Origin of the sequence: Nocardia sp. CA-084685 (assembly GCF_050955785.1) — a bacterium.
Classification (GTDB): domain Bacteria; phylum Actinomycetota; class Actinomycetes; order Mycobacteriales; family Mycobacteriaceae; genus Nocardia.
The window spans coordinates 1162386-1188425 of sequence record NZ_CP192094.1; the positions used below are offsets into that span (position 1 = coordinate 1162386).

The following is a 26040-nucleotide window of genomic DNA, read 5'->3' on the forward strand; positions in this document are numbered from 1 at the left end:
GGCCGCAGGCGCAGTCGAGGGCTTCTGCTGGTGTGCCCGCAGGCCAGTCCGATCGAGCACGTGCGGGCCCAGGCGCCAGCATCGCGGTGACCGCGACATCGTCGAATCGGACTGCCGTTGCGCTCCCCAGACCGCTCAGTCCGCGAATACACCGACGTCGGCGCGTGCGGTGGTGACCGTAGCCGCGGCCGCCGCTCTAGCGTCCTCGATGGTTCGACGGCCGAGGCCGCACGCGGTTGCTACCCCATGCGCGGTGCGGCCCGAAGCCTGTTCGAACAGTGTCAGCGCGCGGATGCTGTCGTCGACATCGTCGGGAGAAACGACACCAGCGATCAATTGCCAGCCGGGATCCAGTCGCTGTAGCGGGCGGTAGAAGGCTGGATCCAACGGTGCCGGATCCGCACCGTACGCACAGGGGACATGCACGACCGGCAGGGGCACTGCGCGTTTGCGCAGCAGCCGGGAGAGGTGGCCGAGCAGGTGTACCGCTGGCGCCAGGCCGCGGGGGGTCAGCAGGTTCTTGTGCTTGTGATCGCCGTAGCACAAATGCAGGGTTGTCGCCGCGCCGATCTCGTGGGTGCGGACGAGGAATCCGCCGAGCTGGCGTGCCAGCAGCGGTCCCAGTGCCCACTGCGCTCGTAGTCGCTCGGCCTTGACCATGCCGAGGGTCGCGATCGGTGATTCCACCTGCCACACAACGCGATCGCCGTAGCGAGCGGTCACCTCGGACATCTCCTGGAGCACGGCGTCGGTGAATACGGGCAGATGCCGCAGCGCCGTGACGAGCACACCGAGGTTGCGGACTGCGGGCCCCATGGGCAGACCGGGCGAGACCGCCGCGCCGGCGAAAACGAAGAGGGCCAGATCCAATGGGTTGGGCTGGCTGATCTGTACCCGCTTGTCCGCCAGCTCCGGACGGCTGCGCTGTAGCGACTCGAACTCCGAGACGATCGCAGTGATCCGCTCGACGCGCCCCATCGCCACGTCGCGTGGTTCAAGGACGTGACCGGCCTGCACACCGTAGCTGCGCATATCGCTGTAGTCGGCGTAGTCGCCCGCGCGGATGACGTCGAAGGCGTTACGCGCTTCGAGAGCACGCAGGTAGGCGACGACCCAGCCCGAATCGAGATCGCGCGGCACCGCAGTAAGTGGCCAGCCGTCACTCTGGTCGGCGAACCATTTCATGACGTCGCGATCGCTGGTCATCAGGGCCTCGGGCAGGCTACCGACGAAATGCGCGTATCTGGTCATGGCGGCTCCGTTTCGATCGACCGCAGGCAGCTGACGGGCAATTCTCCGACGACGAAACCCGTTGGCGCACTGCATGAAGGATGCGCATCATATATCCGGCCCGCGTGCGGTCGACTCACCGCTGACGGGAAGCCGAAGCGTGCAGATTGCGCGGTCCGAAGCGCCGGTTCAACCGAGATGAACCAGACAGTGCTGGAACCACACAGACTTCGAGGTAAGGACCGCATCGTCCAGCCCTTGATCGGCGTCGAGCCCCCAGCGCGGAAACTGGGACTCGGGCAAGTCCTGCTCTAGTGACAGATATCGCCTGTATGTGACAGATGAGATCTATCGGCACACAACGGTGAAGATCAGGGTGATTCCCGATGGTCGGGTGTCGGTGGGCCGTGCCAGTATCGAAGGCATGTACCCGTCCGTGCCCGCGTTCGATGCTGCTCGGGGGGCCGATCCCCGGGGGTTCGGCGCCGCGCCCGGGTTCGCGCCCGGCTCCGGCCGCTTCGGTGCCGCGCCGGCGCTTGCGCCCACGCCGCCGTACCCGCGGATGGTGCGGCGTTCGGGTGGCCGGATCGTGGGCGGTGTGGCCGGCGGTGTCGCCGATCATCTCGGGCTCGACGTGTTCAAGGTGCGGATGGCATTCGTATTGCTGTCCGCGCTGGCGGGGGCGGGGATCGTCGCCTACGGCATGCTGTGGATCTTCACTCCCGGCGGCCACGATGCGCTGAAGCCGACCGGTAAGGAGCGCCGGCAGGCGATCGGGTTGGCCCTGCTCGGGATCGGGCTCGCGGTCGGGGTTTCGTGGTTGTTCAGCGGTACCGCGGCGAAGGTGATCGTGCCGATCGTCGTGGTGGCGGTGGGTGCGGCCCTGGTGTGGCGTGAATACGACACCGACGGCCCGCGGTCGCTGCTCGGCCTGCCCGCGCGTCCCTCGGTGGTGACCTGGTCGCGCATCGTCGCCGGGATCACCATGATCGTGCTCGGACTCGGCGTGGTGGTGCTGGCGAGGATCGATCTGAGCTCGCTCGGCTCCGCGCTGATCGCGGTGGCGGTCACCTTGATCGGCGCCGGTCTGCTGACGGTGCCGCTGTGGCTGCGCATGATGCGCGCGCTGAATGCCGAGCGCGCGGCCCGTATTCGCAATGAGGAACGTGAGGAAATCGCGTCCCACCTGCATGATTCGGTGCTGCAGACCTTGGCGCTCATTCAGCGTCAGGCCGACGACCCGCAGGAAGTGGTCCGGCTGGCGCGCAGCCAGGAGCGGGAACTGCGCCGCTGGCTCTTCGAGGATTCCGGGCCAGCACAGTCGAGCCTGGCGGTGGCGCTGCGCACGATCGCGGGCGAGGTCGAGGATCAGCACGGGGTGAAAGTGACTCCGGTCACCGTTGGCGATGTGACGATGGACGGCGCCGACAGCGGATCCGGTCTGCCGAAGGAGCATTTCACCGCATTGCTCGGCGCGAGCCGCGAGGCGCTGGTGAATGCCGCCAAACATGCGGGGGTTCCGGAGATCGATCTGTTCGCCGAGGCAGAACCGCATCAGGTGAGTATTTTCGTGCGCGATCGCGGCACCGGATTCGATATCGCGGCAGTGCCGCAGGATCGGCGGGGTGTCGCGAAATCCATTCGCGCCAGAATCGAGCGGCGCGGCGGTCAGGTGGAGATCCTGTCCACTCCTGGTCGGGGCACCGAGGTGCGGATCATCATGCCGCGCACCGATGCCGGTGATCAGGATCGAGCCGAGGACGCGCCGGTCGGCGACGAACAGGACGAGGTGCGACAAACGGTTCGCAACCGCCGATGATCGTGCCGTCGAGCAGGGGTGTTCCGTGCGGCCGCCGTGTTGCGGCTCGGCCGTGAGCCGATGGTGTCGCGTAGCTGGAACTCGTGACTTTCGTTCGAACATCGCGGCACCGCCGGAATGAGCCCGGTCCGGGCAGCGCATTCGAGACGTAGTGGTACCGATGACGACGGATCCGGCCGCGGTTGTGGTACCGATGAAGTGCGGACGGCCTGTGGGCCGCCCGTGCGTCAGGGTGGATCGATCCACCGAGGGTGAGGAGAAGTAGGTGGCCGTGCGGGTCTTTCTCGTCGATGATCACGCCGTATTCCGTTCGGGTGTGCGGGCCGAATTGAGCCGGGAGACCGATATGGAGGTTGTCGGGGAGGCCGGGGGCGTGGCCGAGGCGGTCGCCGGAATCAATGCCGCGCGTCCGGATGTTGTGCTGCTCGATGTGCATATGCCCGACGGCGGCGGGGTCGCGGTGCTGTCCGGCATCGATGACGGTCCGGTATGCCTGGCATTGAGTGTCTCCGACGCAGCCGAGGATGTGATCGCGGTGATCCGTGCGGGTGCGCGCGGCTATGTGACCAAGACGATCTCGGGATCCGAACTGGCCGATGGTATCCGACGGGTCGCCGGTGGCGATGCGGTGTTCAGTCCGCGGCTGGCCGGTTTCGTACTCGACTCGTTCACCGGCAAATCGCCGGTGCCGGAGCCGCCACTGGATCCCGAACTGGATTCGCTCACCCCGCGCGAACTGGAGGTGCTGCGGCTGCTCGCCCGCGGCTACACCTATCGGGAAATCGCGGAGAAGCTCTATATCTCGGTGAAAACCGTCGAAACCCACGCCTCCAATGTGCTTCGCAAGACCCAGCAGTCCAACCGCAACGCACTCACCCGCTGGGCCCACCGGCGCCGCATCGACTGACTTCCCGCATTCTGGCGCGCTGCGTACGTATTCGCTTGCCGCGCACGGTTTGACCCGCAATTTGATGCGCGGCGCGAAAGTTCGTGCGCGGCAAGGAAAGTTCGTGTGCGGCGGCCGGTTTGTGGGCGGTGGGCGAGTTCGTGCACGTCGGGGTCGGTTTGTGCGTGCCGGGCCGGTACGTCTGCGGCGGGCCGGTTTGTGGGCGAGTTCGTGCACGTCGGGGTCGGTTTGTGCGTGCCGCGCTGGTACGTCTGCGGTTGGTCAGTTCGTGTGCTGCGGGGAAGTTAGTGTGCGGCGGGCAAGTTTGCGGTGGGCCGGTACGTCTGCGGTGGTGTCAGTTCGTGTGCGGTGGGCAAGTTCGTGTGCCGCGGGGAAGTTCCGTGCGCGGCGGGCAATTTTGCGGCGGGCTGGTTTGTGCGCGGCGAGCCCCAGCTCCGTCAGCTCGGTGCCAGAGTTGGTGCGCGCCACGCCATTTCGTCGGCTGCGCGGTGCAATTTGTGCGCGCAATGCCATTTCGTGCGTACTGCGAGGTCGCGTACTCGGAGCGTGCGTGCTTTGCAGTCATGCGGCAGCTGAAAAGCTGCGGCGCAGCGGATTACATCATCGCGATGATGATGGCGATGATAAGGACCAGGCCGATCAGCAGGCCGATGGCGATGGCGAGTGGGGCATTGCTCGTTTCCTTCGACTTCGCCTTCGGGCGCTGGGGTGCCGCGGCCGCTGGGCTCGAGGTGTTGCTGCGGTGCGGGCGCGGCAGCGGTGTGGAGTGCGGGCTGCGCAGGCCCGATGCCGAATTGCGGGCGGCCCATGCCGGAATGGTGCCGTCCTCGGTGCGCACCGGGGCGCCGAGGATATACGGTCCGGTGCCTGGACCGAATGCGGCGGTGAGGATTTCGTCGCGGGCCTCGGCCATGGTCGGCCTGCGCTGCGGGGCCGGTTCCATCATGTGCAGCAACGCGTTGGTGAGCATGCCGCTGCGGCTGGGCGGGATGATCTGAGCCATCGCCGCGCGATAGACCACGGCATCGGTGTCGTCGTCCATACCGAACGGCGGTTGCCCCTCGATCGCGGTGTAGAGCGTGGCGCCGAGGGAGAACACATCGCTTGCCGTGGTCGGCTGCGCGCCGCGCGCCACCTCAGGGGGCAGATAGGCGGGGGTGCCGGTGATCACGCCGTCCGGTTCGTCGGAGCTGTCGGTCGCACCGCGCGAGATACCGAAGTCGCTGAGCTTGGCCATGCCGACGACGGGTCCGCGGTCGGCGACGAGAATATTGCCGGGTTTGATATCGCGGTGCACGATGCCCGCGGCGTGCGCGGCCGCCAACGCATCGGCGACCTGCGCCCCGATCTGCGCCACCTCGATCGGCGGCAGCGCATTCACCAGCGCCAATGCCCTTGCGACACTGCGTGATGGCAGATGTTCCATCACCAGCCACGGCTCACCGGCCTCGAGCACCACGTCGTAGACGGCGATGGCGTGCTCATGCGAGAGCTTGGCCGCGACCCTGCCCTCGTGCATGATCTGGTTGCGGATCTCATTGGCCTGCGCCTCCGGAAGTCCGGCGGTGGAGAGCACCTGTTTGATCGCGACGTCCCGGTTGAGCAGGCGATCGTGTGCGAGCCATACCGCGCCCATACCGCCGCCGCCCAGTTTCGACTGCAGACGGTAGCGGCCGGCAACCAGATAATCGGGGCCGACAATGGGACGAGCGCGTTCGGTCACGGTGCGAGGGTAGCGGAAAACGAGGCCAGCTGGCCTGATTCGCACCGCGCCGGTTATTGCGTCAGCAGGCGATCCGGGTGCATACCGTCCACCATGCCGATGAATGGCGGATGGATGCTGTAGCCGAGCATGCGCCGGATTTCGGGCGAGACCGTGCGCACCGTATCGCGGTCGGTCGAGAGAGTGAACGCCTCCTGGGTGCGCAGCCACGGCTCGCAGTACTGCGCGGTGGCGGCCAATCGCGAGTTCGCGGAGCGGTTCGCGCCGCCGCCATGCCAGAGCGTGCCGAGGAAGAAGACGCACGATCCGGCGGGCATGACGCCGGGCACCCGCATATCGTCCTGCTGTGGCGTTCGACCGTCCGGCCAGCGATGACTTCCCGGGATGAGCATTGTCGCGCCGTTCTCGGCGGTGAATTCGTCGATCGCCCAGATGGTGGCTGCCGACAATGCCTTTCGTGGTCGCGGCACCGGATAGAAACCGTCGTCGGGATGCAGGAGCTGGGCATTCTCGCCGGGGGCGATATTGATTATCTGCAACTGCGACAGCAGATATCCGGGTAGCAGAAGTCGATCCAAGAGGGCGAGGACGCGGGGATGCTCGACCAGCCGGTCGACCATACGCGTCTTGCCGAGCACGCTGTAGAGCCGCTGAGTCCGGTGGCCCTCGAACGCATTTCGCCCGTTCGGGCCGAGCAGGGGCAGGAGTTCTTTGCGAAGTGCCGCGCACTGTGCCGAGTCGAGCAGGCCCTCGAGAATCACGTAGCCGTCCCGATCGAGAGCGGCGAGGTCGGCGTCCACCTGGGCGGCGGTGACATCGCGTACCTCATGGACTGTTCGATGGGTTCGGGACAGATCGCCCGCGAGGTCCTCGAGCCGTTCGACCTCCGGTTGTGCATTGCTCATTGTTCTTCCTTTCCCGCGCCGGTTGCCCCGGCCACGAATTCCCATACCTGGTCGGCGACGACGGCCCGGTCCGGACGCGGACTGCGAGTCAACGCCACCGCAACGGCCATGTGCACACCACCGAGGACGGCCGCGACGAGCAATTCGGGATCGCGGTCCGCGGGCACCATGCCCTGGCGCTGGCCCTGCGCCATATTCCGGATGCCGACCTCGATCGCCTGCTGTAACCGTTGCCGTTCCACGCCCGCCGCCTCGGCGTCGCCGAATCGTCCGAGCGCGACGGGGGCGAGTGGGTCGTCGTAGAGGAAGTTCACCCAGGCCACCACGCGCGCGTGTTCGCGTTCGCGCCAATCCTTTCCGGCGAATTCCGCATAGGTGACCGTTTCGCCGAGTCGGTCGTAAAAGTCGGTGATTACGGCGGTAAGCAGTCCGCTGCGCGAGCCGAAGTACCGGTAGGGCAGCCCGACGCTGACACCGGCGCGGCGGGCGACGGCGGCTACCTCGAGTTCGCCGGTTTCGCTCAGCTCCGCGTGCGCCGCCTCCAGTAGTCGTCTGCGTGCTGTCGCGCCGCGCCCGGTCCATTCCTGGTCGGTCATGACTCCGCCTCGCTGACGCTTGCCTCTGTCATGACCGACATGTCGGCTGTGCTGGTGTTCGCTTGCTCATGGCTCCGATATTAAGTTGAGTTCAACTCAAAAAACAGTGGCATGTTGCGAAGTGATCGCGGTCAGGGCGCGTACTTGACGGAAGTCGGGGGTGGGTTTCTACTGAGCGGGTATCGAACGTATATTCGATAGTGATCGATAGCTGGATCGGTGCTGAACTCTTGTTAGTGGGGGTTCGGGCCGCGCCTTCGCCTCGGGTCCATCGTTGGAAGTAGGTGGTTGTGATGGGTTCGGATGAGGATTCAGGGGCGGGGAGACGGCGGGACAGGATGCCGCCGAGGGATAAACCGACACTGGATGAGCTGCGTCGACGGATGGCGGCGATACCCGGGCGCGGGGAAGCGGCGGCCGAGCGGATTCCGCGCGCCGCCGAATTGCGCAGGGAAGCGCTCGCGGTGCCGCCCGCCCTTGCCGAACTGTTGCCTGATGGCGGCCTGGTCAAGGGGTCGGTAGTGGCCTATTCGGGTGCGAGTTCGCTGCTGGCCGGTCTGCTCGCCACGGTGACCGAGGGCGGCGGGCATGCCGCGGTGGTCGGGATGCCGCGGCTCGGGCTGCTCGCCGCGGTCGAGATGGGCGCGCAGTTGCAGCGCCTCGCCGTCGTCGCCGATCCCGGGCCGGATCCGGTGGAGGTGGCCGCGGTATTGCTCGACGGCCTCGATCTGGTCGTGCTCGGCCTCGCCGGCGCTACCGTAGCCCCGTCCCGCACCCGAGTCATCGCCGCACGCGCACGCAGCAAAGGGGCCACCCTGGTGGTTACCGACGGACGCTGGCCCAATCCGTCCCTGCGGGTGGATACCCGCATCGCCGGATACGGCGGCCTCGGTGCGGGCCGGGGTCGCCTGCGCTCACTCCGCTTGGAGGTCGCGGTCCGCGGCAAAGCGGGCCCACCCTGCCACGGCCGAATCGAACTGCGTCCCAGTGCGAGCCGACTGGAATGGGTGGGGGTGGAAACAGTCGCCGCGGCAGATGAAGCGACCGTCGAGGCCCACGGTGCGGCGTCATGATTCGAACCTCGGTAACCGTCGCGCCATGAGTTCTCCTGCGCGAAACGGCCTTTCCAACGATTCGGGGTCCCGACTCGGCAAAGCCGAGGCAAGCGAGGTGACGTGCGGTGCACCAGTATGATTCGGGCCCAGTGACCCTCGCTGCCGTAAGCAACGGCGGTCAGAGGGCAATGGCCGACTATCGCCTTGATGGCGGCCAGGAGATAACGGCCGACCGTCACATTGGCCCCAGATCTGGACTGTGCGGCGTCCTTCGCAATGCGCGGGTGGGCGGGCTCTGTGCACATCGGTGCCCAGGTGAGCACACCGGGATCGGCCGCCCCTCACCCGATGTGCGGGCTCGCGCGACGGCATCAGCGCGTCGCGCGAAAACCCATGTGGCCGACCAGGACATGCCGCTCGGCAGCGAGGTCCGTTTGGGCACCCTGTCTTGCGACGGGGCATCCCGGACAGCGGATACCCAGTCGCTACACGGGGTGCCCGGAGGGGTGGGGTGGTGATCCGGCCGAGTCGGGTAGGTGGGGTGCGGGTGCTGGCGCTGTGGTGTCCGGACTGGTCGGCGGTGACGGCGGCGGCGGTGGCGCGGGTGCCTGCGACGCGGCCGGTGGCGGTGCTGTTCGCCAATAAGGTGGTGGAATGTTCGGCCATTGCCAGGGCCGAGGGGGTGCGGCGTGGGCTGACCAAGCGGGAGGCGCAGGCGCGGTGTCCGAATGTGTATGTCGCGCAGGTAGATCCGGATCGGGATGCGCGCTTGTTCGAGCCGGTGGTGGCGGCCATCGATGCGACGGTGCCGGGAGTCGAGGTGCTGCGTCCGGGACTGTTGGTGCTCGGTGCGCGGGGTGCGGCACGGTTTTTCGGGTCCGAGGAGGCGGCGGCCGAACGGCTCGTCGACGCGGCCGCCGCGGTGGGGGTGGAGGCGCAGATCGGTATTGCCGACGAGTTGTCCACAGCGGTGATCGCGGCGCGTTTCACCGCGATCGTGCCGCCCGGCGGCGGTGCGCGATTTCTGGCGCCGCTGCCGGTGCGTGAACTCGCGCTGGAACCGAGTCTGTCCGCACCGGAACGCAGTGATCTGGTGGATCTGTTGCACCGCTTGGGATTACGGCGGATCGGTGATTTCGCCGCGCTGACTCCGATCGAGGTCACCTCGCGCTTCGGCGCCGATGCCGTACTGGCGCATCGCTGTGCCAGGGCCGTGCCGGAGCGTCCGCCGTCCGCGCGTCGTCCGCCGAAAGATCTGACGGTGCAGTATCGTTGCGATCCGCCGATCGATCGCGTCGATGCCGCGGCCTTCGCGGGACGCATGCTCGCCACCCAGTTGCACGAGGCGCTGTCCAAAGCTTCGATGGCCTGCACCCGATTGTCGGTATTCGCTGAAACCGAGGCAGGCGAACAGCTTTCGCGAATCTGGCGGTGCGCCGAACCGCTGACCCCGGAGGGCACCGCGGATCGGGTGCGCTGGCAGCTGGACGGCTGGCTCACCCGCCGCGACCGGCCCACCGCACCGATCACGCTGTTGCGCCTGGAACCCGTCGAAGTCGTTGCGGCGAGCGCACTTCAGCTCGGTCTGTGGGGTGGAGTCGGCGAGCAGGACGAGCGGGCCCGCCGCGCCCTGATCCGGGTGCAGGGGCTGCTCGGTGGCGAGGCGGTCCGGATCGGCGTGCTCAGCGGTGGCCGAGGACCCGCCGAACGCATCACCATGGTCGCCCTCGGTGACGAGCCGATTCCGGCCGCCGACCCTGCGCTGCCATGGCCCGGCCGACTGCCCCATCCCGCACCAGCGGTGATCCTGGTGAACCGTTCGGTTGTGCATCTGGAGGCCGCCGACGGAACGCCGGTGCAGGTCACCGACCGTGGCCTTTTCACCGCCGACCCGGCCCTGCTGCGGTGGGGCAGCAAGCAGTGGCCGCTGGCGGGCTGGGCTGGTCCGTGGCCGGTTGACGAACACTGGTGGACCCCGGAATCCGCCACCCTCTGCGCCGGAATCGCCGCCCGTATCCAGGTGCAACTTGCCGGTGAACCGGCCGATGTCCGTGTTCTGCTGCTCATCTACAACGATCAGACCTGGCGCGTCGAGGGGCTTTACGACTGACTATGTGCGCGACCACACCAGCGCCAGCGTGAATGGATGTCCGCGCAACTGTGCCCATTTCGGCTTGGCCGCGATCCAGTCGTCATCCACCAGCGCCTCGACCATCTCGGTGAGCATCCAGCCCGCCGCCGATGCCGCCGAGACCTGTTCGCTGATCAAATGCAGATGCGTGCTGATCGCGACCGGCTCGCCGGACGCGGGGGTGTAGTGCGTCGGCATGCCGGTCACCATCATGAACTGCGGGTGATAGCTGACCGTGACACAAGTGCCGCCGGGCGCGGCCAGCCGCCAGGCTTCGGCGTAGAAGGGCGTCAGATCGTCCAAGTGCTCGTCGATCAGCGAGGAGATCACCAAATCATAAGCACCACTTGGCAACCCGGTGTCACGCACGTCCGCCTCGGCGAGTGTGGTGTGTGCTCCGCGCGCACGTGCTCGCGCCAGCATCCCAGCGCTCACGTCGACGCCATCGATATGGCGAATTCCCTTCTCCCGCAACCAAGCTCCAGTCCGCCCCGTCCCGCAGCCGAGATCCACGGCGCGTTGTATCCCACCCCAGTCCGGTTGCCGCAGCCGATTCAGCAGCGCGAGATCCATCTCGTCCATGACCGTCTGCTCATATGTCGGCGCCCACCCGTCGTACCCGGCGGCGACATCAACGGTGCGATAGTTGCGGCGATCGAAGTCGGCGAAGGAGGGCATGGCCGAAGTATTGCCGCGATCCGTCGACATCCGCCAGACCTTTTCCGGCACCACATCCTGCGGCGGCTTCGAATGTCGAGCAATCGAGATGCCAGGACCATGCGGCCGTGGTGACTACCCCGAGCGGCGAGTTCGCGGCCCGTCTCGTGTCCGGGTCGTCGAAGCGTGTGTGACACACGCGCGGGTCTCGCCGTTGCCGCATGTGTGCACGGGTGCCGAACGCCCCCGCCATCCCCAACCACAACGGAGCTGTCTTACGGGCAACCCGTTCGCGGCCCGTCTGGCGTCGGAGCCGTCGTAGCGCATGCGCCCGCAAGGCGCGGGATTCACCCTTCCAGCATGCGCGCACCAAGTGCCGAACACCCCCGCCACCCCCAACCACCACGGAGCGAGTCTTACGAGCGACCCGTTCGCGGCCCGTCTCGCGTCCGAGCCGTCGAAGCGCATGCGACGAAGTCGCCAGTCTCGACGGCTCGGACGCGAGACACCAGGGGGCCGCGAACCCGCCGCGCCGAAGGCGCGGCAAATCAAACACAGTATCCTCGGAAATCGTGGATCTCGCGGTGACCAGGGCTGTGCTCGACGGCGTGCGGATCGCCTATCGGGATTCCGTGGTCGGCGATGGTGCGCCGGTGGTGCTGGTGCACGGTATGGGCGGGGACGGGCATACCTGGGATCGGTTCGCGCATACCTTGGTGCGGGCTGGGCGGCGGGTCATTATTCCCGATCTGCGCGGGCATGGGCGTAGCGCGCACACCGAGTCCTATTTGTTCGCCGAATTCGGCGAAGACGTGCTGAACCTGTGTGACCGGCTCGAGCTGGATTCGGTGGATCTGGTCGGGCATTCGCTGGGCGGTTTCGCGGTTTCCTGTGTTGCGCAGGAACGGCCCGAACTGGTGCGGCGGCTGGTCATCGAGGAGTGCCCGATGCCGTTGCGTTCCGGCGATGAAGAAGTGAAGTTGACTCGTCGCTTCCCGACCCTTCCGGAACTCTGGCATGCCACCACCAGCCTGATTCGGCATCCGCGTGCGGTGCTCGCCTTCGATCGCTCGATGACGCGGACCGCGCTCGAACAGTTCCGCAAGCCGCATCCGGAGTGGTGGGACCGGCTCGCTGACATCACCGCCCCCACCCTGGTGTTGCGCGGCGGTCCCGGCGGCATGGTCGATCCGGAGAAGCTGGCCATTTTGCGCGACACCATCCCGGACTGCGCTGTGACCGCCTTCACCTGCGGTCACAGCATCCACCGCGACCGCTACCGGGAATTCGAGGCAACCGTGCTGCCGTTCCTCGCGACGCTCCCACCCGCCGCTATCTAGAGTGAAGCGGTGCCCGCGCAAGACCGTCCGGTTCTGTTCTTCCCCGACGAGCAGTCGTTCCGCGACTGGCTCCTGACCAACCATGCGTCGGTGGACGGGGTCTGGCTGCGCTTCGCCAAAAAGGGCTCCGGACGCGTTTCGCTGAACCATGCCGGCGCGCTGCGGCAGGCACTGTGCTTCGGCTGGATCGATGGGCAGGCGCGCGGTGAGGATGCCGAGTTCTGGCAGGTCGGCTTCACGCCGCAGCGCAAGCGCAGCCCATGGTCGCTGCGCAATATCGGCCTGGTCGCCGAGCTGATCGAGCAGGGGTTGATGCATCCGGCCGGACAGGCCGAGATCGATCGGGCCAAGGCCGACGGCCGCTGGGACGCGGCGTTCGCCGACGGGCAGACGTCGGGTTGATGACCGGATTCGAAGGGATGCTGTGCTCGGCGGCGGCCGCGGTCGATGTGCCCTTGCCCGGCACGGCGACTCGGGTGTCGGGGTGGTTGTGCGTCGAGCAGCCGGGCGCGTGGGGCCGGGATGTGATCGGTGACGAAGTGCTCGGCCGAGAGATCACTGCCGAACTCGCCGCCCGCACCGTTGCCGCCAAGATTCGCCCGACGCTGATCCGGCGACCGGGCCGCAATGAATTCACCGGTGTTCGAACGGTTTTGATCGCCAGCTCGCGCCCGCAGGGTTTCTGGTGCGAACGCTTCGAGATCACCGACCTGAGGCAGCTGCTCGACCTGGACCTCGATCTGCTGAACGGCCCGCCGCCGGGAATCGGCGCGCCCGTGCGTGATTCGCTGGTCCTGGTGTGCGCGCACGGAAAACGCGATCAGTGCTGTGCGTTGTTCGGCCGTCCGATCGCGGCGAATCTGGCCGCCGACTATCCGGACCGGGTCTGGGAGTGCTCGCACACTGGCGGCCATCGCTTCGCGCCTGCCATGGTGTTGTTGCCCTCCGGCCTGACCTACGGCCGCGTCGATACCGCGGCCGCCATCGCGGCGGTCGAAGCGGTGAAACGTGGTGCGGTTTCCTTGGCTGGATTGCGAGGTCGCAGTGGTCACCATCCGGTCGAGCAGGTCGCGGAATTCGCGGTGCGCGACCAGGTTTCGGCAAGGCTCGATGATCTCACCATCAGTCTCGAAACCGATTCCACCGCAACCGGTTCCGCTCTGGCCCTGGTTACCCATCGTGACGGCCGCCGCTGGCGGGTGACGACTCGCACGGTGGAACTTCCACCGCGCCAGGCCAGTTGCGGTGCCGCATCGAAACCGGTCACCGCGGTCGTGGCCGACCGGATACGGCCTTTGACTACGGGCTGATCGTGGTCCAACGGCTGGATCGCGCTGCGGCCACCTGGACTGTCTGCCGGATGTGCCGGCCCGGATCGTGGTCGACGGTGTGCGCGTTCAATGTGGAGGGTGGTGCGCTGCCTCGGCCGAGAACGACGGACGGGACGTGGTTGCGGCGGAATCCACCGCAACCATGTCCCGTTCGCGGCGACCTTTATCGCCCCCTGCGGGATGAAGGTCGCGGGCTTACCAGTGGGTGCCGGGCACCCAGCGGGCGGCGCGGCGCAGGGCGGTGCCCGTGACTCGGCGAGCCGTCGACTGATGACGCGGATCAGGTTGCGGTACAGCGAATTCCGTTGGTTCTTCGGTATCGACCTGCTCGCCCTTGGCGGCGGGAGAGTCGGGTATGGCCCGGTAGTAGCGGTGCAGAATGCGGTCACGCAGCTTCGGGGTGAGTAGTGCGCCGTATTCGGCGAAGGTGCCGAGCGGGACATCGATGCGCTTGGGGCGCTCGCTCAGCGCGCGCACGATGGTGGCGGCCGCCCATTCGGGGGACTCCGACGGGCCCTGATCGCCGCTCGGGGTGATCATCGGGGTGCGCACCAGCGGCATGTGGATGGTGGTGAAGGTGACGCCGTCGGCCATGGTTTCGACCGCCGCGACCTCGGCGAACTTATCCAGCGCCGCTTTGCTCGCGAGGTAGGCGGCGAAGCGCGGCGTGGCCACCTGCACGCCCGCACTGCTGATATTGACGATGTGGCCGAACTTGCGCTCGCGCATCTGCGGCAGCAGCGCCAGGGTCAATCGCACGGCGCCGAAATAGTTGACCGCCATGGTGCGTTCGAAATCGTGCAGCCGGTCGGTGGAGCGGTGGATGGCGCGACGGATCGAGCGGCCCGCGTTGTTCACCAGCATGTCGACGTGGCCGTGCTCGTCCAGGATGGTTTTGACGGCGTGGTCGACGGAGTCGGAATCGGTTACGTCGCACTGATATCCGTAGGCGCTGCCGCCCTCGGCTCGGATCTCCTCGACCACGGCCGTGAGTTCGTCGGCGCGCCGGGCGAGCAGCAAGACGATGGCGCCCTTATCCGCCACGGCCAGCGCGGCGGCCCGGCCGATGCCAGAGGACGCGCCGGTGATGAGCACATGCCGCCCCGTCAGGTCGCGGTTGCGGCGATTGCGCCGGATCTGCCCGCGCAGGTCGGTCTCGTCAGCGGAAGCTCGGGTCATCGCTGCTCCTTTGCAGGTCGAGTTGGCATGAACTTACTCTCAAGTAAGTTTACTTGCCAAGTGCGCTCTGTTCGATTGGCGACATTCGCGGGCCCTTCGTGGTTGCGCGAGCTACTGCCTCCGGGGCCCCTTCGCTCACGCCGCCGTGTCACGTCGAGCGTTTCGAATCGGGCCACGCCGAGGTGTTCGAACCGACCTCGAATCTATCGAACATATGTGCGATACTCTGCGCATGGCGGACGATCGGATGGCGGAAATCTTTGCCGCGGTGCGGCTCTCCGGCAGTGATCCGGAGGGGGCGCGGCGGATGCTGGCGGAACTGTGGGGCGAGCTCGGCGACGGCGGAGATCCGTTGCAGCGCTGTGTGATTGCGCATCACCTCGCCGATCTTCAGGGCACGGCCGAAGATGCGCTGCGCTGGGATCAACGCGCGCTGGCCGCGGTCTTCGGCCCTGGCGTTCCCCTCGATGAGGGGTTACGCGGATTCCTACCCTCGCTCTACCTCAACCTCGCCGACAGTCACCGCCGCGTCGGCGACTTCGATGTGGCTTACATGCAGCTGACCATCGCGCGCGGCCATCTCGATGTCCTCGCCAACGACGCCTATGGCGCCGTGATTCGCTCCAGTCTGGACAAGGTCGAGGCAGCGCTGGGCGAGAAGTCGACGGAACCGCTCCCGGTCGCCTGATTCGGCGGGTCTCTACACTTCCTTGCGGTTCGAATGTATGTTCGACTGTAGAGGAGGTGATGTGTCATGGGTTGGAGCAACGGCCCGCCTACCTGGGCGGAGCTGGAGCGGGTGCTGTCCGGGCGGCCCGGACCGACGAATCCGGACGCGATGTATCCGGGCGACGGCGGCGACAGTCCGGCGTGGTCGCGCAAGCGCGGGGACTATCGACCCGAACCGGTCGAACCGGCCGGTAGTCCGGTCGTGCCGTATGCGGAGTTGCACGCGCATTCGGCCTACAGCTTCCTCGACGGTGCGAGTCAGCCGGAGGAACTGGTGGAGGAGGCGGTGCGGCTCGGGCTGGAGGCGATCGCGCTCACCGATCACGACGGCTTCTACGGAACTGTTCGCTTCTTCGAGGCGGCCAGGGAATGGGGTATGCCGACGGTCTACGGTGCCGAATTGTCACTCGGCACCGCGGAAGACGTACCGCGGCTCGGACACCTCGGCGCACCCGATTCGGCACCGCGCACCGGTTCGCCGGATCCGGCCGGTCCGCATCTGCTGGTGCTCGCCCGCGGTCAAGAGGGCTATCGCCGACTCTCCAGCCAGATCGCGGCAGCGCAGATGGCCGCGGGGGAGAAGGGCATCCTCCGCTACGACCTGGACGCGCTCACCGCGGCGGCGGACGGACACTGGCACATTCTGACCGGATGCCGTAAAGGCCATGTGCGCCAAGCCCTCGAGCGCGATCTGCGGGCGGGAGACACCCGTCTCGGGCGAGCCGAGGCCGCCCTGCGCGACCTGATGGAGCGTTTCGGCGTCGACCGGGTGAGTGTGGAACTCACCCATCACGGCATTCCGGAGGACGACGAACGCAACGCCCACCTCATTGCCCTGGCCGATCGGCTCGGCCTGCCCGTGGTGGCCACCACCGGAGCGCATTTCGCCGCACCAGCCCAGCGTCGCCGCGCCATGGCGCTCGCGGCGATCCGGGCGCGCCGGAGCCTGGACGATATCGCGGGTTGGTTGGCGCCGACCGGTGGCGCGCATCTGCGTTCGGGTGCGGAAATGGCGCAGTTGTTCACCGCTTGTCCGCAGGCGGTGGCGAATGCGGTGACACTCGCCCGTGAATGCGCCTTCGATCTGAAATTGATCGCGCCGAGCCTACCGCCGTTCGACGTGCCCGACGGCCATGACGAGACTTCCTGGCTGCGTGAACTCACCCTCGAAGGTGCGGCTCGGCGTTACGGTCCGCCGTCGGGAAATCCCGAGGCGTATCGGCAGATCGAGCACGAACTCGCGATCATCGACGAGTTGAAGTTTCCCGGCTACTTCCTGGTGGTGCACGATATCGTCAGCTTCTGCAAGAAAAACGACATCCTCTGCCAGGGCCGGGGCTCGGCGGCGAATTCGGCCGTTTGCTACGCGATCGGCATCACCAATGTCGACCCGGTCGCCGCCGAATTGCTGTTCGAACGCTTCCTCACCCCGGAGCGCGATGGTCCACCCGATATCGACATCGATATCGAATCCGATCGCCGGGAGGAGGCGATCCAGCACGTCTACGCTAAATACGGTCGCGAATACGCCGCTCAGGTGGCGAATGTGATCACCTACCGCGGTAAGTCCGCGGTCCGCGACGCCGCACGCGCACTTGGCTTTTCACCTGGACAGCAGGATGCCTGGAGTAAGCAGGTGAGCCGCTGGACCGGAGTAGGCGCCGAAATCGGTACGGATATTCCCGCGGAAGTACTGGAGTTGGCTGCCGAAATCGAGGGTCTGCCAAGGCATCTCGGTATTCATTCCGGTGGAATGGTGATCTGCGACCGGCCGATCGCCGATGTCTGCCCGGTCGAATGGGCGCGCATGCCCGGCCGCAGCGTACTGCAGTGGGATAAAGACGATTGCGCCGCGATAAATCTGGTCAAGTTCGACATGCTCGGTCTCGGCATGCTCTCCGCACTGCACTACATGATCGATATGGTGCGCGAGCACAAGGGGGAAACGGTTGAATTGCACACGTTGGACCTGAAGGAAACCGCTGTCTACGAGATGCTTTCGCGCGCCGATTCGGTGGGGGTTTTCCAGGTGGAGTCGCGGGCGCAGATGGCCACGCTGCCCCGGCTGAAGCCGCGGCAATTCTATGACCTGGTGGTGGAGGTGGCGCTGATTCGGCCCGGCCCGATCCAGGGTGGTTCGGTGCATCCCTACATCCGTCGCCGCAACGAGGACGAGGAAGTGACCTATGACCATGACGCGCTGAAGAATTCGCTGAAGCGCACCCTCGGCGTACCGCTGTTCCAGGAACAGCTCATGCAGATGGCCATCGACGTCGCCGGTTTCACCGCTGCCGAGGCCGATCAGCTGCGCCGCGCGATGGGTTCCAAACGCTCACCCGAACGCATGGAACGCCTCAAGGACAGGCTGTATCAGGGCATGCGTGATCTGCACGGCATTACCGGCGAAGTCGCCGACCGCATTTACGAGAAACTGTATGCCTTCGCGAATTTCGGCTTCCCGGAAAGCCATTCGCAGAGTTTCGCGTCGATCGTGTACTACTCTGCATGGTTCAAACTGCACTATCCGGCGGCCTTCTGCGCCGGATTGCTGCGCGCCCAGCCGATGGGTTTCTACTCACCGCAGTCGCTGGTCGCCGACGCTCGCAGGCACGGCGTTGCGGTGCACGGACCCGATATCAATGCCAGCCGCGCCGAACCCACCCTCGAAAACCATGGTGACGAGGTGCGACTCGGGCTTGCGACCATCCGCCACATCGGCACCGATCTCGCCGAACGCATTGTCGCCGCCCGCTCTGCCGGTCCGTACACCTCCTTCCTCGACCTGACCGGCCGGGTGGAACTCTCCGTCGCTCAAGCCGAATCCCTTGCCACCGCAGGCGCTTTGGGTTGTCTCGGCATCACCCGACGCGAAGCATTGTGGGCGGCGGGCGCCGCAGCGGGTGAACGCCCCGACCGGCTTCCCGGTACCGGTGCCGCCACCGCCGCACCCGCCCTGCCCGGCATGAGTGAACTCGAACTCGCGGCCGCCGACGTCTGGGCCACCGGTATTTCCCCGGGCAGCTATCCCACCGAATTCCTACGCCCGCAATTGGATGCGCTCGGTGTCATCCCCGCCGCGGGTTTGCTCGACGTGCCCGACGGCTCCCGCGTTCTGGTCGGCGGCGCCGTCACACATCGCCAACGCCCCGCCACCGCCGCCGGTGTCACCTTCCTCAATCTGGAAGACGAAACCGGCATGGTGAATATCGTCTGCTCGGTGGGCCTGTGGACTCGCTATCGCCGTTTGGCTCAGAGCGCCCCCGCCCTACTCGTTCGCGGCCGCGTCCAGAATGCCGCGGGCGCGGTCACGGTCGTCGCCGAGTACCTACAGCGCATGGACCTGCGCGTCGACTCGAGATCCCGCGACTTCCGTTGAGACTCAGAACATTCCGTTCACATTGGCGGCCCGCTCCGGAACCGGCTGGATGACATCCCAATGTTCGACCAGCTTTCCCTCGTCGAGGTGGAAGATATCCATGATCGCCAGCCCGCGATCGCCGGGCTCGCGCACACCGTGCACGTGGGCGACCACGTAATCGCCCTCTGCCACAATGCGTTTCACTTCGACGCGGAGTTTCGGCGCGCCTTCCTTCAGGCCGGTGAGTCGGGCGAGTAGTCCGTCGAAACCATCGGCGATTTCCGGATTGTGCTGGATATAGCGCGCGCCGAAGAATTCGGCGGTGGCCTCCAAATCCTTGGCATTGAACGCGGCTTCGTAGAACGCGAGGACGGTCTGCTTATTCGATTCGAGCTTCGGGTCGACGGAAATGCTGGTCATCAGCGTCTTCTCCTTTTCGGGCGAGCTGCGAGCAGTCGCCAGCGGCAACTGAACAGCTGTAGCGCTACAACTGTAGCGCTACATATGTCCGGCTACAATCCCCACATGACCTCCGATCCGACGACCCGACGCGGTCGAAATCCGCGCGGCCACGGTGGCCGACTGCGTGCGGAGATCGTCGACGCCGCGATCCGGCTGCTGGATGAACTCGGTGATGATCAGGCCCTGTCCATGCGTGCGGTCGCACGCGAAATCGGCAGTGCCGCAACGTCGGTCTACCTGCATTTCGCCGACCGGGACGCGCTGGTGTTGGCCGCACTGGAGTGCTACCACGGCGATCTGGTGCGCGCGATCGATGACGCGGAGGCCGCCATCGACGATCCTGTCGACAAACTGCGCGCTCGCATCCGCGTCCTCGGCGACTGGGCCTATCGACACCCGGGCATGTACAAGGTGCTGCACGAGAGCACCATCCATCAGCGCGTGGACATGCCGTTCAAGCGGGAGCTGACCGAACGTACCGCCGCCGCGATCCGACGCTGTATGGATGCCGGTCTCGTGCCCGTCGACGACCCGGTCTCGGTCATGCTGGACCTGCGCGCGGCGGTGCACGGCGCGGTATCGATGCGGCTCAACGAACCCGGCCAGACCTGGCCGCCGCTCGCCGAGCAGATCGAGCGTTTTCTGGTGAAACTGGTTGGCGTCGCTTCGGTATTCGGGAATGGTTCGCATCGGACTTCGTGACCGAATTCGCCGCAGCGGCTAACCTGCGTCCATGCGGAAGCTTGCTGTGCTGGTGATCGGCCTGCTTGGTTTGACGTTGCTGGTCGGCTGCGGTGATGACAACGACGACGATGCCGATCCTGGCCGGTCGAGCATGGCGACCGTCGCGCCGATGGCGCCGCCGCCGAGTCTGCGCGAGGGCGCCCCGGCGAAAGGGGATACCGGCGGGACCATGGTCGAGGCGCGCAAGGAGGTCATCACCGGCAGCGTCGACATCACCGCGGACGATCCGATCAAGGCGGGTGCCCAGGTCACCGATCGGGTGCGCGAGGTCGGCGGCCGGGTCGATAGCCGCACCGAGCAGCCGGGGACCGATGACAACGACCCGCAGGCCACGCTCACCGTGCGGGTGCCGGCGGATAAGACCGATAAGTTCATAGACGGCCTCGGCGGCGTCGGCAAGGTCACCCGGATGAGCACCAACCGCGACGACGTCACCATGCAGTGGCAGGACCTCGACGCCAGGATCAAGGCGCTGCAGGCCTCGGTCGATCGGTTGCGCACGCTCATCGCCGGGGCGACCAACACCGCGGATCTCATTGCCGCCGAACAGGCGCTGTCGAGCCGGCAGGGCGAACTCGACAGCCTCACCGCGCAGAAGCGGCACCTCGACGATCAGGTCGCGCTGTCCACACTCACCATCGACATCACCACCGAGGACAAGGATTCCGATGAGGGGCCGACCAATTTCTGGGACGGCATCGTCTCCGGTTGGCATTCGCTGGTGGATTGGCTGAAGGATGCGGTGATTTTCACCGGCAAGGCGATTCCGTGGCTCGGGTTCGTCGTGGTGATCGCCGCAGTGGTGTGGGGTGTGGTGCGGATGGTGCGGAGTCGGAAGCGGAGTTCGTCGGGGACGGGAGAATCAGAGGAGGGCAAGGCTGTTCCGGTTGCGGTCGGTGCCTCGACCGGTGCGGACATGACAGCGGCGAAAGGCACTGGGACGACAGGAGATACAGGTGCCGACGGTCGTAAGGGCGACGATCAAACCGAACAGCCGTAAGGGCCCACTCGTGGAAACCCTCGACGACGGTACCCTGCGGCTGTACGTCCGCGCTCCCGCCGTCGAAGGCAAGGCGAACAAGGCCGCCATCGAACTCCTCGCCGACCACTATGGCGTCCCCAAATCCGCCGTCCGCCTCGCTGCGGGCGCAACCTCCCGCTTCAAATGCTTCGAACTGGACCTCTGAGCTCCCGAACGGGAGGTGCCATCACCGACCACTAGATCCCATCGCCGAATAGTTGAGCCACAGGGTCACACAGCGCCGGGAAATCCGAACTGGCGCCAAGCCTCGTAGACGGTGACGGCGGCGGCATTGGAGAGGTTCATCGAGCGGCGGCCGGGCAACATCGGAATGCGCAGTCGATCGGTGATGTGCGGATCGTCGAGCACCTCTGCCGGCAACCCCGTCGGTTCGGTGCCGAACAGCAGCACATCGCCCTCGCGGTACGCCACATCGGTATACCGCGTGCTCGCCTGGGTCGTGAACGCGAACACCCGCTCGGGCCGCACCGCCTCCCATGCCGCCGCGAGATTTTCGTGGACCGTCACCGAGGCCAGATCGTGGTAGTCCAATCCGGCCCGCCGCAACTTCGCCTCCGAAAGGTCGAACCCCAATGGCTCGACCAGATGCAACTCACACCCGGTCCCCGCGACAAGTCGAATCGCATTGCCGGTATTTCCGGGAATCGCGGGCTCGTGAAACATCAATCGGAACACAACGCATCAGCTTGTCATGTTTCGTGTGCAGACTCGCATCCCGCCTGATCCACGGCGGCACGGCGCGCGGACATCATTCGACTGACGGTGCGGCGGGGGCGCCGAGCAGCAGTTGGACGATGGAATCGTCGCCGCGCCGTTCATCGCCCCGATGGCGGGTCGGATTCTGGAGCAGCATCTGAAGGGTGAGCCGCCGATGCGACTGGAGACGATTACGCCGAGTCGGGCGCGGCAGTTGTACGGCCGGCCCGGGCGGCGCACCGCAGCCGAGGTCGGCTAGCGGGCGGCGCGACGTGCGGCTTCGATGCGGTTGATATTGACCTCGATCCAGTCGCGCAGTGCCGCGATCGGGCCGCGCAAGCTGTGGCCGAGGTCGGTGAGATCGTAGTCCACGCGCGGCGGCACGGTGGGATGCACTGTGCGCGTGATGAATCCGTCGGTTTCCAGCTGCCGCAGGGTTTGCGTGAGCATTTTCTGTGAGATGCCCTCGATGCGGCGGTGCAGATCGGTATAGCGCATCGTGCCCTCGGCGAGTGCGTCCACGATCAGCACGGTCCATTTGCCCGCGACGTGGTCGAGCACCTGTCGGGTGGGGCATTTCGCCGAATAGACATCGGCAGGCAGTCCGCTGGCCTCGATCACCGTACGCACCTTTTGGAGTGTAGCGCACCATTAAGTGCTGTCTTCCCATTAGTTTGTCACTCTCCGATAGTAAGAGTCATGAACACACAGACACTTTCGGTTCCCGACGCGATCCGCACCCGACGCACCACTCGCCACTACCGTCCGGATCCAGTACCGCGCGAACTGCTCGACGAACTGCTGGATCTGGCCGTCGAGGCGCCCAGCGCATGGAATATGCAGGACCGGTCGATCGTGGTAGTGACCAGTGCGGCCGGGCGTCGCGACCTGTCGATCGCCGCCTTCGGTCAGCCACAACCGCTGGAGGCCCCGGTCGTGCTGGTCTTCGTCGCCGAAACCGCGGCATGGCAGACCGAAAATGCCGATATCGTCGAACTGGCCGGACGCAACGGCGCGTGGAATGCGGAGTTCACCGCAATGTTCACCTCGCGCAACGAATTCCACTCGTTGCGGCAGCGCGGACTCACTCGCGAGAACGCCGTGAAGAATGCGATGATCGCCGCGACCTATGTCATGCTCGCCGCCACCAGCTTCGGTCTGTCCTCGGCTCCGATGAATGGCTGGGACCCGGATCTGGTCAAGAAGGTCATCGGCATCGATGACCGCCCCGACCTCGCCATCGCGGTCATGGTCGCGATCGGCTACGGCGACGGCGCCCCGCCGCATCCGGGGCGCCGTCCCCGCGAGCGCGCAGTCTTCACCGAGCGATACCCGTCGAGCTGACATCGCGCTACGGCGCCGGCGAAACGGCGGATCCGCAAGATCACGGGAGTCGCCATTCCGCCGCACTCGATCGGAAGTCGCCGCGCCGAAAGTTGTTGCGCCTCAGCGGGCATCGCGCCCGAAGTGGTGACGCATAAGGTATACCTCGGCCGATGGATGCCGCCTTGACTCGGGCAGTCGCCGCTGTGCAGACTGGGCCGACATCGCACCCGTCTCGGTTCGGCGGGCATTCCGGTTCATGGACGACATCGGGGGTAAGACCATGCGTATTCATCGTGCCGTATTGGCCTTCGTGCTGCTCAGCGCAGTGTTCACCGGCGCAACGGCGTGCTCGGACGAGCCGACCGAGACCACTCGGGAGGTGGCGTCCACGACCACGGTGCCATCGGCACCGACCGTGCTCGGCCCGCTCGGCTTCGGCAAGCTGCGGATCGGTATGAGCCGAAGCGAGGCCGAGGCCACCGGAGAAATCGCGGCCTTCGACGACACCAACGATCCGCCCGGCTGCGGCCGCTATACCGCACGAGCCGGTTGGCAGGGTTTCACCAACAAGGGCGAAATAGTCGCGATCATGCCCGGCAAACTTCCCGTCCGTACGGCCGAGGGCATAGCCGTCGGCTCCACGGTCGACGAAGTACGCGCTGCCTATCCCACGCTCGAGATCGGTTACAACTGGAGTTCGGCCGCGGTCCCCGATCAACCCGCGCGCTACGGCTTCCTCGGCATCTACCGGAATATGCCCGCCGATGCCAAGGTCGCCCAGTTGATGCTCTACAACGACCGGGACACCTGCCACAACTAATGGGCTGTCGTGGCGATTTCAGCCGACGCCGAGCGTATTGATCGTGGCGGCGATGAAGACGATGGCGGTGCCCAGCAGGCCCAGTGCGGCGACATCGAACGGCTTGCTGCGCACCGCGAGCAGCCCGACCCGGGCCGTCGGCAGGCAGAGCCGGAAGGTCGCCGCGAGCAGCGCCGCACCGCCGAAGAACAGTGCGCCGCGTCGCCATCGGTCCCAGGCCACGAAGACGACCGCGAGCAGGATGACCGCCGTCACGACCAGCATGGGCAGGTGGCAGCGCAGGAACTGCGCACCCAGGCTGGTCCGGTCGGACTGCCGTTCGGCGGCAGACGAGTCAACGTCGGTCACGCTCCGATTCTTGCAGACGGCATACCGCCGCTCACACCAGTGCGCCGCGGCCGCGCACCCGCATGCCGAGCTTCGAGGCGGGGCTATTGTGCCGCAACATGTTTCGCGACACTCGATCAGGCATTGCCTCCGACTACTACCAGGCGTAGTTTCAGCAAGGAGAGATCCATCCGGTACAAGGGGTACGGACAATGCGAGCGCTTTCCCGGATTCGGCACTACGTGCAAGCGATGCGGCAGGCGAAGCGGAACCGATCCGACCTGTTCGGCTGGCTCGCCCGCCGACCGCAGATCCTTTTCGGCACGCTGGGGTACGAGACAGCGCTGCTGTTCAGCAACAGACTGGATCCCAAGCTCGAGGAGCTGGCCGGACTGAAGACAGCCGGACTCGTGAACTGCGAGTTCTGCCTGGATATCGGCTCGGCGCTGGCGCACTCGAGCGGACTCACCGAACAACAACTGCGCGACCTGCCGCGCTATCGCACCAGCGACGCCTACAGCGACCTGGAAAAACTCGTCATCTCCTTCGCTGAGGCCATGACCGCCACACCGGCTGTCGAACTCGCGGATCTGCGCAACGAATTGCTGAACCACTTGTCCAAAGGGCAGTTCGCCGAGCTGACTGCCACCATCGCCTGGGAGAACCAGCGCGCCCGGCATAACCAGGGGCTCGGCGTGCGCCCCACCGGGATGGCGGAGGGCATGGCGTGCGCCCTCCCGGAGCTGGTCGCTAAAGAGCGCTGAAGTAGTGGCCTTGGCCGAGATCCTCGAGGAGGCCGGGATGTGTCGGCTTCCAGGTGAGAAGTTCCCGGGTTCGCGTGCTCGAGGTCGGATTGTCCAGCGTGACAAGGGGACCGAGGTAACCGAAGTGCGCATCCGCACGCTCCTGCGGGATGCTCATCACCGGCAGATCCAGATGGCGACCGATTGCTTCGGCGATCTCACGGAAGGGCACGCCTTCGTCATCGACCGCATGTAACCGCGCCCCAGCAGGGGCCGTTTCCAGCGCCAATCGGTACAGGTGCGCGGCATCGAGGGTGTGTCCGGCGGGCCAGCGGTTGTTTCCGTCGCCGACGTAGGCGGCGAGGCGCTTTTCGCGGGCGGTGGCTATCAAGGTCGGCACGAAGCCGTGATGGTCGAGTGAGCTGTGCACGGTCGGTGGGAGCCGGACGACCGACGATCGGACACCACGGTCCGCGAGCGCGACTACCGTTTTCTCGGCGTCGACCCGCGGTCCCGCATCGAGCGCGTCGGCTTCGGTTCCCACCCTGCCCAGCCCGGCGAACGCGAGCATGAGCGTGCCCGATGTGCTCACGAAGGGTTTGCCACTGCCCGCGAGCGCATCGCCGAGCGTCTCGATGGCACGCAGATCGGCCGCGATCGCTCCGGCGAAGTCACCGGTCTGCATGGCTTCGTGTTTGAAGGCCAGGTGGATGACACCGTCGGCTGCTGCTGCGGCGGCGCGCAGATTGTCGAGATCGTCGAGATCTCCTCGGTGCACGTCGGCACCGGCCGCTGCCACCGCGGCGGCGGCTTCATTCGACCGCGCTAGGCCGACGACCTCATGTCCGGCGTCGAGAAGTTCGGGGATGACCGCGGAGCCGATATGTCCCGATGCTCCGGTAATGAAGATTCGCACGGAA

At 66.3% G+C, this 26040-nt stretch carries 27 protein-coding genes; 16 read left to right on the forward strand and 11 right to left on the reverse strand.

The features are described from left to right. Window positions 1-135: 135 nt before the first annotated feature. Window positions 136-1251, reverse strand: a complete 1116-nt coding sequence (locus tag ACQP2U_RS04960) for a hypothetical protein (RefSeq protein ID WP_433713598.1) — start codon at window positions 1249-1251, stop codon at window positions 136-138. 541 nt (window positions 1252-1792) lie between these two features. Between ACQP2U_RS04960 and ACQP2U_RS04965 the strand changes: the two genes are divergently transcribed. Beyond that, entirely contained in the window at window positions 1793-3049 is a 1257-nt protein-coding gene (locus ACQP2U_RS04965; protein WP_433716370.1) for an ATP-binding protein, read from the forward strand. 271 nt (window positions 3050-3320) lie between these two features. Beyond that, complete coding sequence (locus tag ACQP2U_RS04970; protein ID WP_364391084.1) at window positions 3321-3956, forward strand: response regulator transcription factor; 636 nt, start codon at window positions 3321-3323, stop codon at window positions 3954-3956. Between the two features lie 595 nt (window positions 3957-4551). Here the strand turns inward: ACQP2U_RS04970 and ACQP2U_RS04975 are convergent. Genes ACQP2U_RS04975 through ACQP2U_RS04985 form a run of 3 tightly spaced genes read right to left on the reverse strand, consistent with a single transcriptional unit; the run spans window position 4552 to window position 7180 of the window. Beyond that, a complete protein-coding gene (locus ACQP2U_RS04975) occupies window positions 4552-5679 on the reverse strand; it encodes a serine/threonine-protein kinase (protein WP_433713599.1) in 1128 nt (375 codons plus the stop codon). Window positions 5680-5732: 53 nt separating this feature from the next. Then, a complete protein-coding gene (locus ACQP2U_RS04980; protein ID WP_433713600.1) occupies window positions 5733-6584 on the reverse strand; it encodes a phytanoyl-CoA dioxygenase family protein in 852 nt (283 codons plus the stop codon). Then, window positions 6581-7180 (reverse strand): TetR/AcrR family transcriptional regulator, encoded by a 600-nt coding sequence (locus ACQP2U_RS04985; RefSeq protein ID WP_397031644.1) that lies wholly within the window; start codon window positions 7178-7180, stop codon window positions 6581-6583. The genes ACQP2U_RS04980 and ACQP2U_RS04985 overlap by 4 nt, the downstream gene beginning before the upstream one ends. A gap of 338 nt (window positions 7181-7518) precedes the next feature. On the opposite strand from ACQP2U_RS04985, the gene ACQP2U_RS04990 reads away from it, so the two are divergent. After that, a complete protein-coding gene (locus ACQP2U_RS04990; RefSeq protein ID WP_433713601.1) occupies window positions 7519-8253 on the forward strand; it encodes a hypothetical protein in 735 nt (244 codons plus the stop codon). Between the two features lie 496 nt (window positions 8254-8749). Then, entirely contained in the window at window positions 8750-10345 is a 1596-nt protein-coding gene (locus ACQP2U_RS04995; RefSeq protein ID WP_433713602.1) for a DNA polymerase Y family protein, read from the forward strand. On the opposite strand, the gene ACQP2U_RS05000 is transcribed toward ACQP2U_RS04995, so the two are convergent. Beyond that, window positions 10346-11074 carry a class I SAM-dependent DNA methyltransferase gene (locus tag ACQP2U_RS05000; RefSeq protein WP_433713603.1) on the reverse strand — a complete coding sequence of 243 codons (729 nt, stop codon included), beginning with the start codon at window positions 11072-11074 and terminating at the stop codon, window positions 10346-10348. Window positions 11075-11595: 521 nt separating this feature from the next. Here ACQP2U_RS05000 and ACQP2U_RS05005 point away from each other — a divergent pair. Genes ACQP2U_RS05005 through ACQP2U_RS05015 form a run of 3 tightly spaced genes read left to right on the forward strand, consistent with a single transcriptional unit; the run spans window position 11596 to window position 13673 of the window. Continuing rightward, complete coding sequence (locus ACQP2U_RS05005) at window positions 11596-12363, forward strand: alpha/beta fold hydrolase (RefSeq protein ID WP_433713604.1); 768 nt, start codon at window positions 11596-11598, stop codon at window positions 12361-12363. A 9-nt stretch (window positions 12364-12372) separates the two neighbouring features. Continuing rightward, the gene (locus ACQP2U_RS05010; RefSeq protein WP_433713605.1) at window positions 12373-12765 is read left to right on the forward strand and encodes a YdeI/OmpD-associated family protein; all 393 of its coding nucleotides are present in this window, start codon (window positions 12373-12375) and stop codon (window positions 12763-12765) included. Continuing rightward, window positions 12765-13673 (forward strand): sucrase ferredoxin, encoded by a 909-nt coding sequence (locus ACQP2U_RS05015; protein WP_433713606.1) that lies wholly within the window; start codon window positions 12765-12767, stop codon window positions 13671-13673. Before ACQP2U_RS05010 ends, ACQP2U_RS05015 begins: the two co-directional genes overlap by 1 nt. A 216-nt stretch (window positions 13674-13889) precedes the next feature. Here ACQP2U_RS05015 and ACQP2U_RS05020 read toward each other — a convergent pair whose 3' ends face one another. After that, a complete protein-coding gene (locus ACQP2U_RS05020; RefSeq protein WP_433713607.1) occupies window positions 13890-14873 on the reverse strand; it encodes an SDR family NAD(P)-dependent oxidoreductase in 984 nt (327 codons plus the stop codon). A gap of 232 nt (window positions 14874-15105) precedes the next feature. Between ACQP2U_RS05020 and ACQP2U_RS05025 the strand changes: the two genes are divergently transcribed. After that, on the forward strand, window positions 15106-15561 hold the full coding sequence (locus tag ACQP2U_RS05025; protein WP_433713608.1) for a hypothetical protein: 456 nt from the start codon (window positions 15106-15108) through the stop codon (window positions 15559-15561). Between the two features lie 66 nt (window positions 15562-15627). Beyond that, on the forward strand, window positions 15628-18978 hold the full coding sequence (locus tag ACQP2U_RS05030; RefSeq protein ID WP_433713609.1) for an error-prone DNA polymerase: 3351 nt from the start codon (window positions 15628-15630) through the stop codon (window positions 18976-18978). Between the two features lie 3 nt (window positions 18979-18981). Here ACQP2U_RS05030 and ACQP2U_RS05035 read toward each other — a convergent pair whose 3' ends face one another. After that, window positions 18982-19380, reverse strand: a complete 399-nt coding sequence (locus tag ACQP2U_RS05035; RefSeq protein ID WP_433713610.1) for a nuclear transport factor 2 family protein — start codon at window positions 19378-19380, stop codon at window positions 18982-18984. A gap of 105 nt (window positions 19381-19485) precedes the next feature. Between ACQP2U_RS05035 and ACQP2U_RS05040 the strand changes: the two genes are divergently transcribed. Genes ACQP2U_RS05040 through ACQP2U_RS05050 form a run of 3 tightly spaced genes read left to right on the forward strand, consistent with a single transcriptional unit; the run spans window position 19486 to window position 21353 of the window. Further along, complete coding sequence (locus ACQP2U_RS05040; RefSeq protein WP_433713611.1) at window positions 19486-20124, forward strand: TetR/AcrR family transcriptional regulator; 639 nt, start codon at window positions 19486-19488, stop codon at window positions 20122-20124. Between the two features lie 31 nt (window positions 20125-20155). Then, on the forward strand, window positions 20156-21166 hold the full coding sequence (locus tag ACQP2U_RS05045; protein ID WP_433713612.1) for a DUF4349 domain-containing protein: 1011 nt from the start codon (window positions 20156-20158) through the stop codon (window positions 21164-21166). Continuing rightward, window positions 21123-21353: a DUF167 domain-containing protein gene (locus tag ACQP2U_RS05050; protein ID WP_433713613.1), complete on the forward strand. Its 231-nt coding sequence runs from the start codon at window positions 21123-21125 to the stop codon at window positions 21351-21353. The genes ACQP2U_RS05045 and ACQP2U_RS05050 overlap by 44 nt, the downstream gene beginning before the upstream one ends. A 65-nt stretch (window positions 21354-21418) precedes the next feature. Here the strand turns inward: ACQP2U_RS05050 and ACQP2U_RS05055 are convergent, their stop codons facing one another. After that, window positions 21419-21883, reverse strand: a complete 465-nt coding sequence (locus ACQP2U_RS05055) for a tRNA (cytidine(34)-2'-O)-methyltransferase (RefSeq protein WP_433713614.1) — start codon at window positions 21881-21883, stop codon at window positions 21419-21421. A 112-nt stretch (window positions 21884-21995) separates the two neighbouring features. Here ACQP2U_RS05055 and ACQP2U_RS05060 point away from each other — a divergent pair, with 112 nt between their 5' ends. After that, window positions 21996-22163 carry a hypothetical protein gene (locus ACQP2U_RS05060; RefSeq protein ID WP_433713615.1) on the forward strand — a complete coding sequence of 56 codons (168 nt, stop codon included), beginning with the start codon at window positions 21996-21998 and terminating at the stop codon, window positions 22161-22163. Here the strand turns inward: ACQP2U_RS05060 and ACQP2U_RS05065 are convergent. Further along, the gene (locus tag ACQP2U_RS05065) at window positions 22160-22534 is read right to left on the reverse strand and encodes a winged helix-turn-helix transcriptional regulator (RefSeq protein ID WP_433713616.1); all 375 of its coding nucleotides are present in this window, start codon (window positions 22532-22534) and stop codon (window positions 22160-22162) included. The genes ACQP2U_RS05060 and ACQP2U_RS05065 overlap by 4 nt on opposite strands. Before the next feature lie 69 nt (window positions 22535-22603). Between ACQP2U_RS05065 and ACQP2U_RS05070 the strand changes: the two genes are divergently transcribed. Together ACQP2U_RS05070 and ACQP2U_RS05075 are read left to right on the forward strand one after the other, a co-directional pair. Further along, complete coding sequence (locus ACQP2U_RS05070; RefSeq protein WP_433713617.1) at window positions 22604-23248, forward strand: nitroreductase family protein; 645 nt, start codon at window positions 22604-22606, stop codon at window positions 23246-23248. Window positions 23249-23486: 238 nt separating this feature from the next. Next, the gene (locus tag ACQP2U_RS05075) at window positions 23487-24050 is read left to right on the forward strand and encodes a hypothetical protein (RefSeq protein WP_433713618.1); all 564 of its coding nucleotides are present in this window, start codon (window positions 23487-23489) and stop codon (window positions 24048-24050) included. 18 nt (window positions 24051-24068) lie between these two features. Here the strand turns inward: ACQP2U_RS05075 and ACQP2U_RS05080 are convergent, their stop codons facing one another. Next, a complete protein-coding gene (locus ACQP2U_RS05080) occupies window positions 24069-24314 on the reverse strand; it encodes a DUF3017 domain-containing protein (RefSeq protein ID WP_397031995.1) in 246 nt (81 codons plus the stop codon). A 275-nt stretch (window positions 24315-24589) separates the two neighbouring features. Here ACQP2U_RS05080 and ACQP2U_RS05085 point away from each other — a divergent pair, with 275 nt between their 5' ends. Then, a complete protein-coding gene (locus tag ACQP2U_RS05085; RefSeq protein WP_433713619.1) occupies window positions 24590-25141 on the forward strand; it encodes a carboxymuconolactone decarboxylase family protein in 552 nt (183 codons plus the stop codon). Here the strand turns inward: ACQP2U_RS05085 and ACQP2U_RS05090 are convergent. Next, window positions 25128-26036, reverse strand: coding sequence for an SDR family oxidoreductase (locus ACQP2U_RS05090; protein WP_433713620.1), 909 nt, complete (start codon window positions 26034-26036; stop codon window positions 25128-25130). The genes ACQP2U_RS05085 and ACQP2U_RS05090 overlap by 14 nt on opposite strands. Between the last annotated feature and the right edge of the window lie 4 nt (window positions 26037-26040).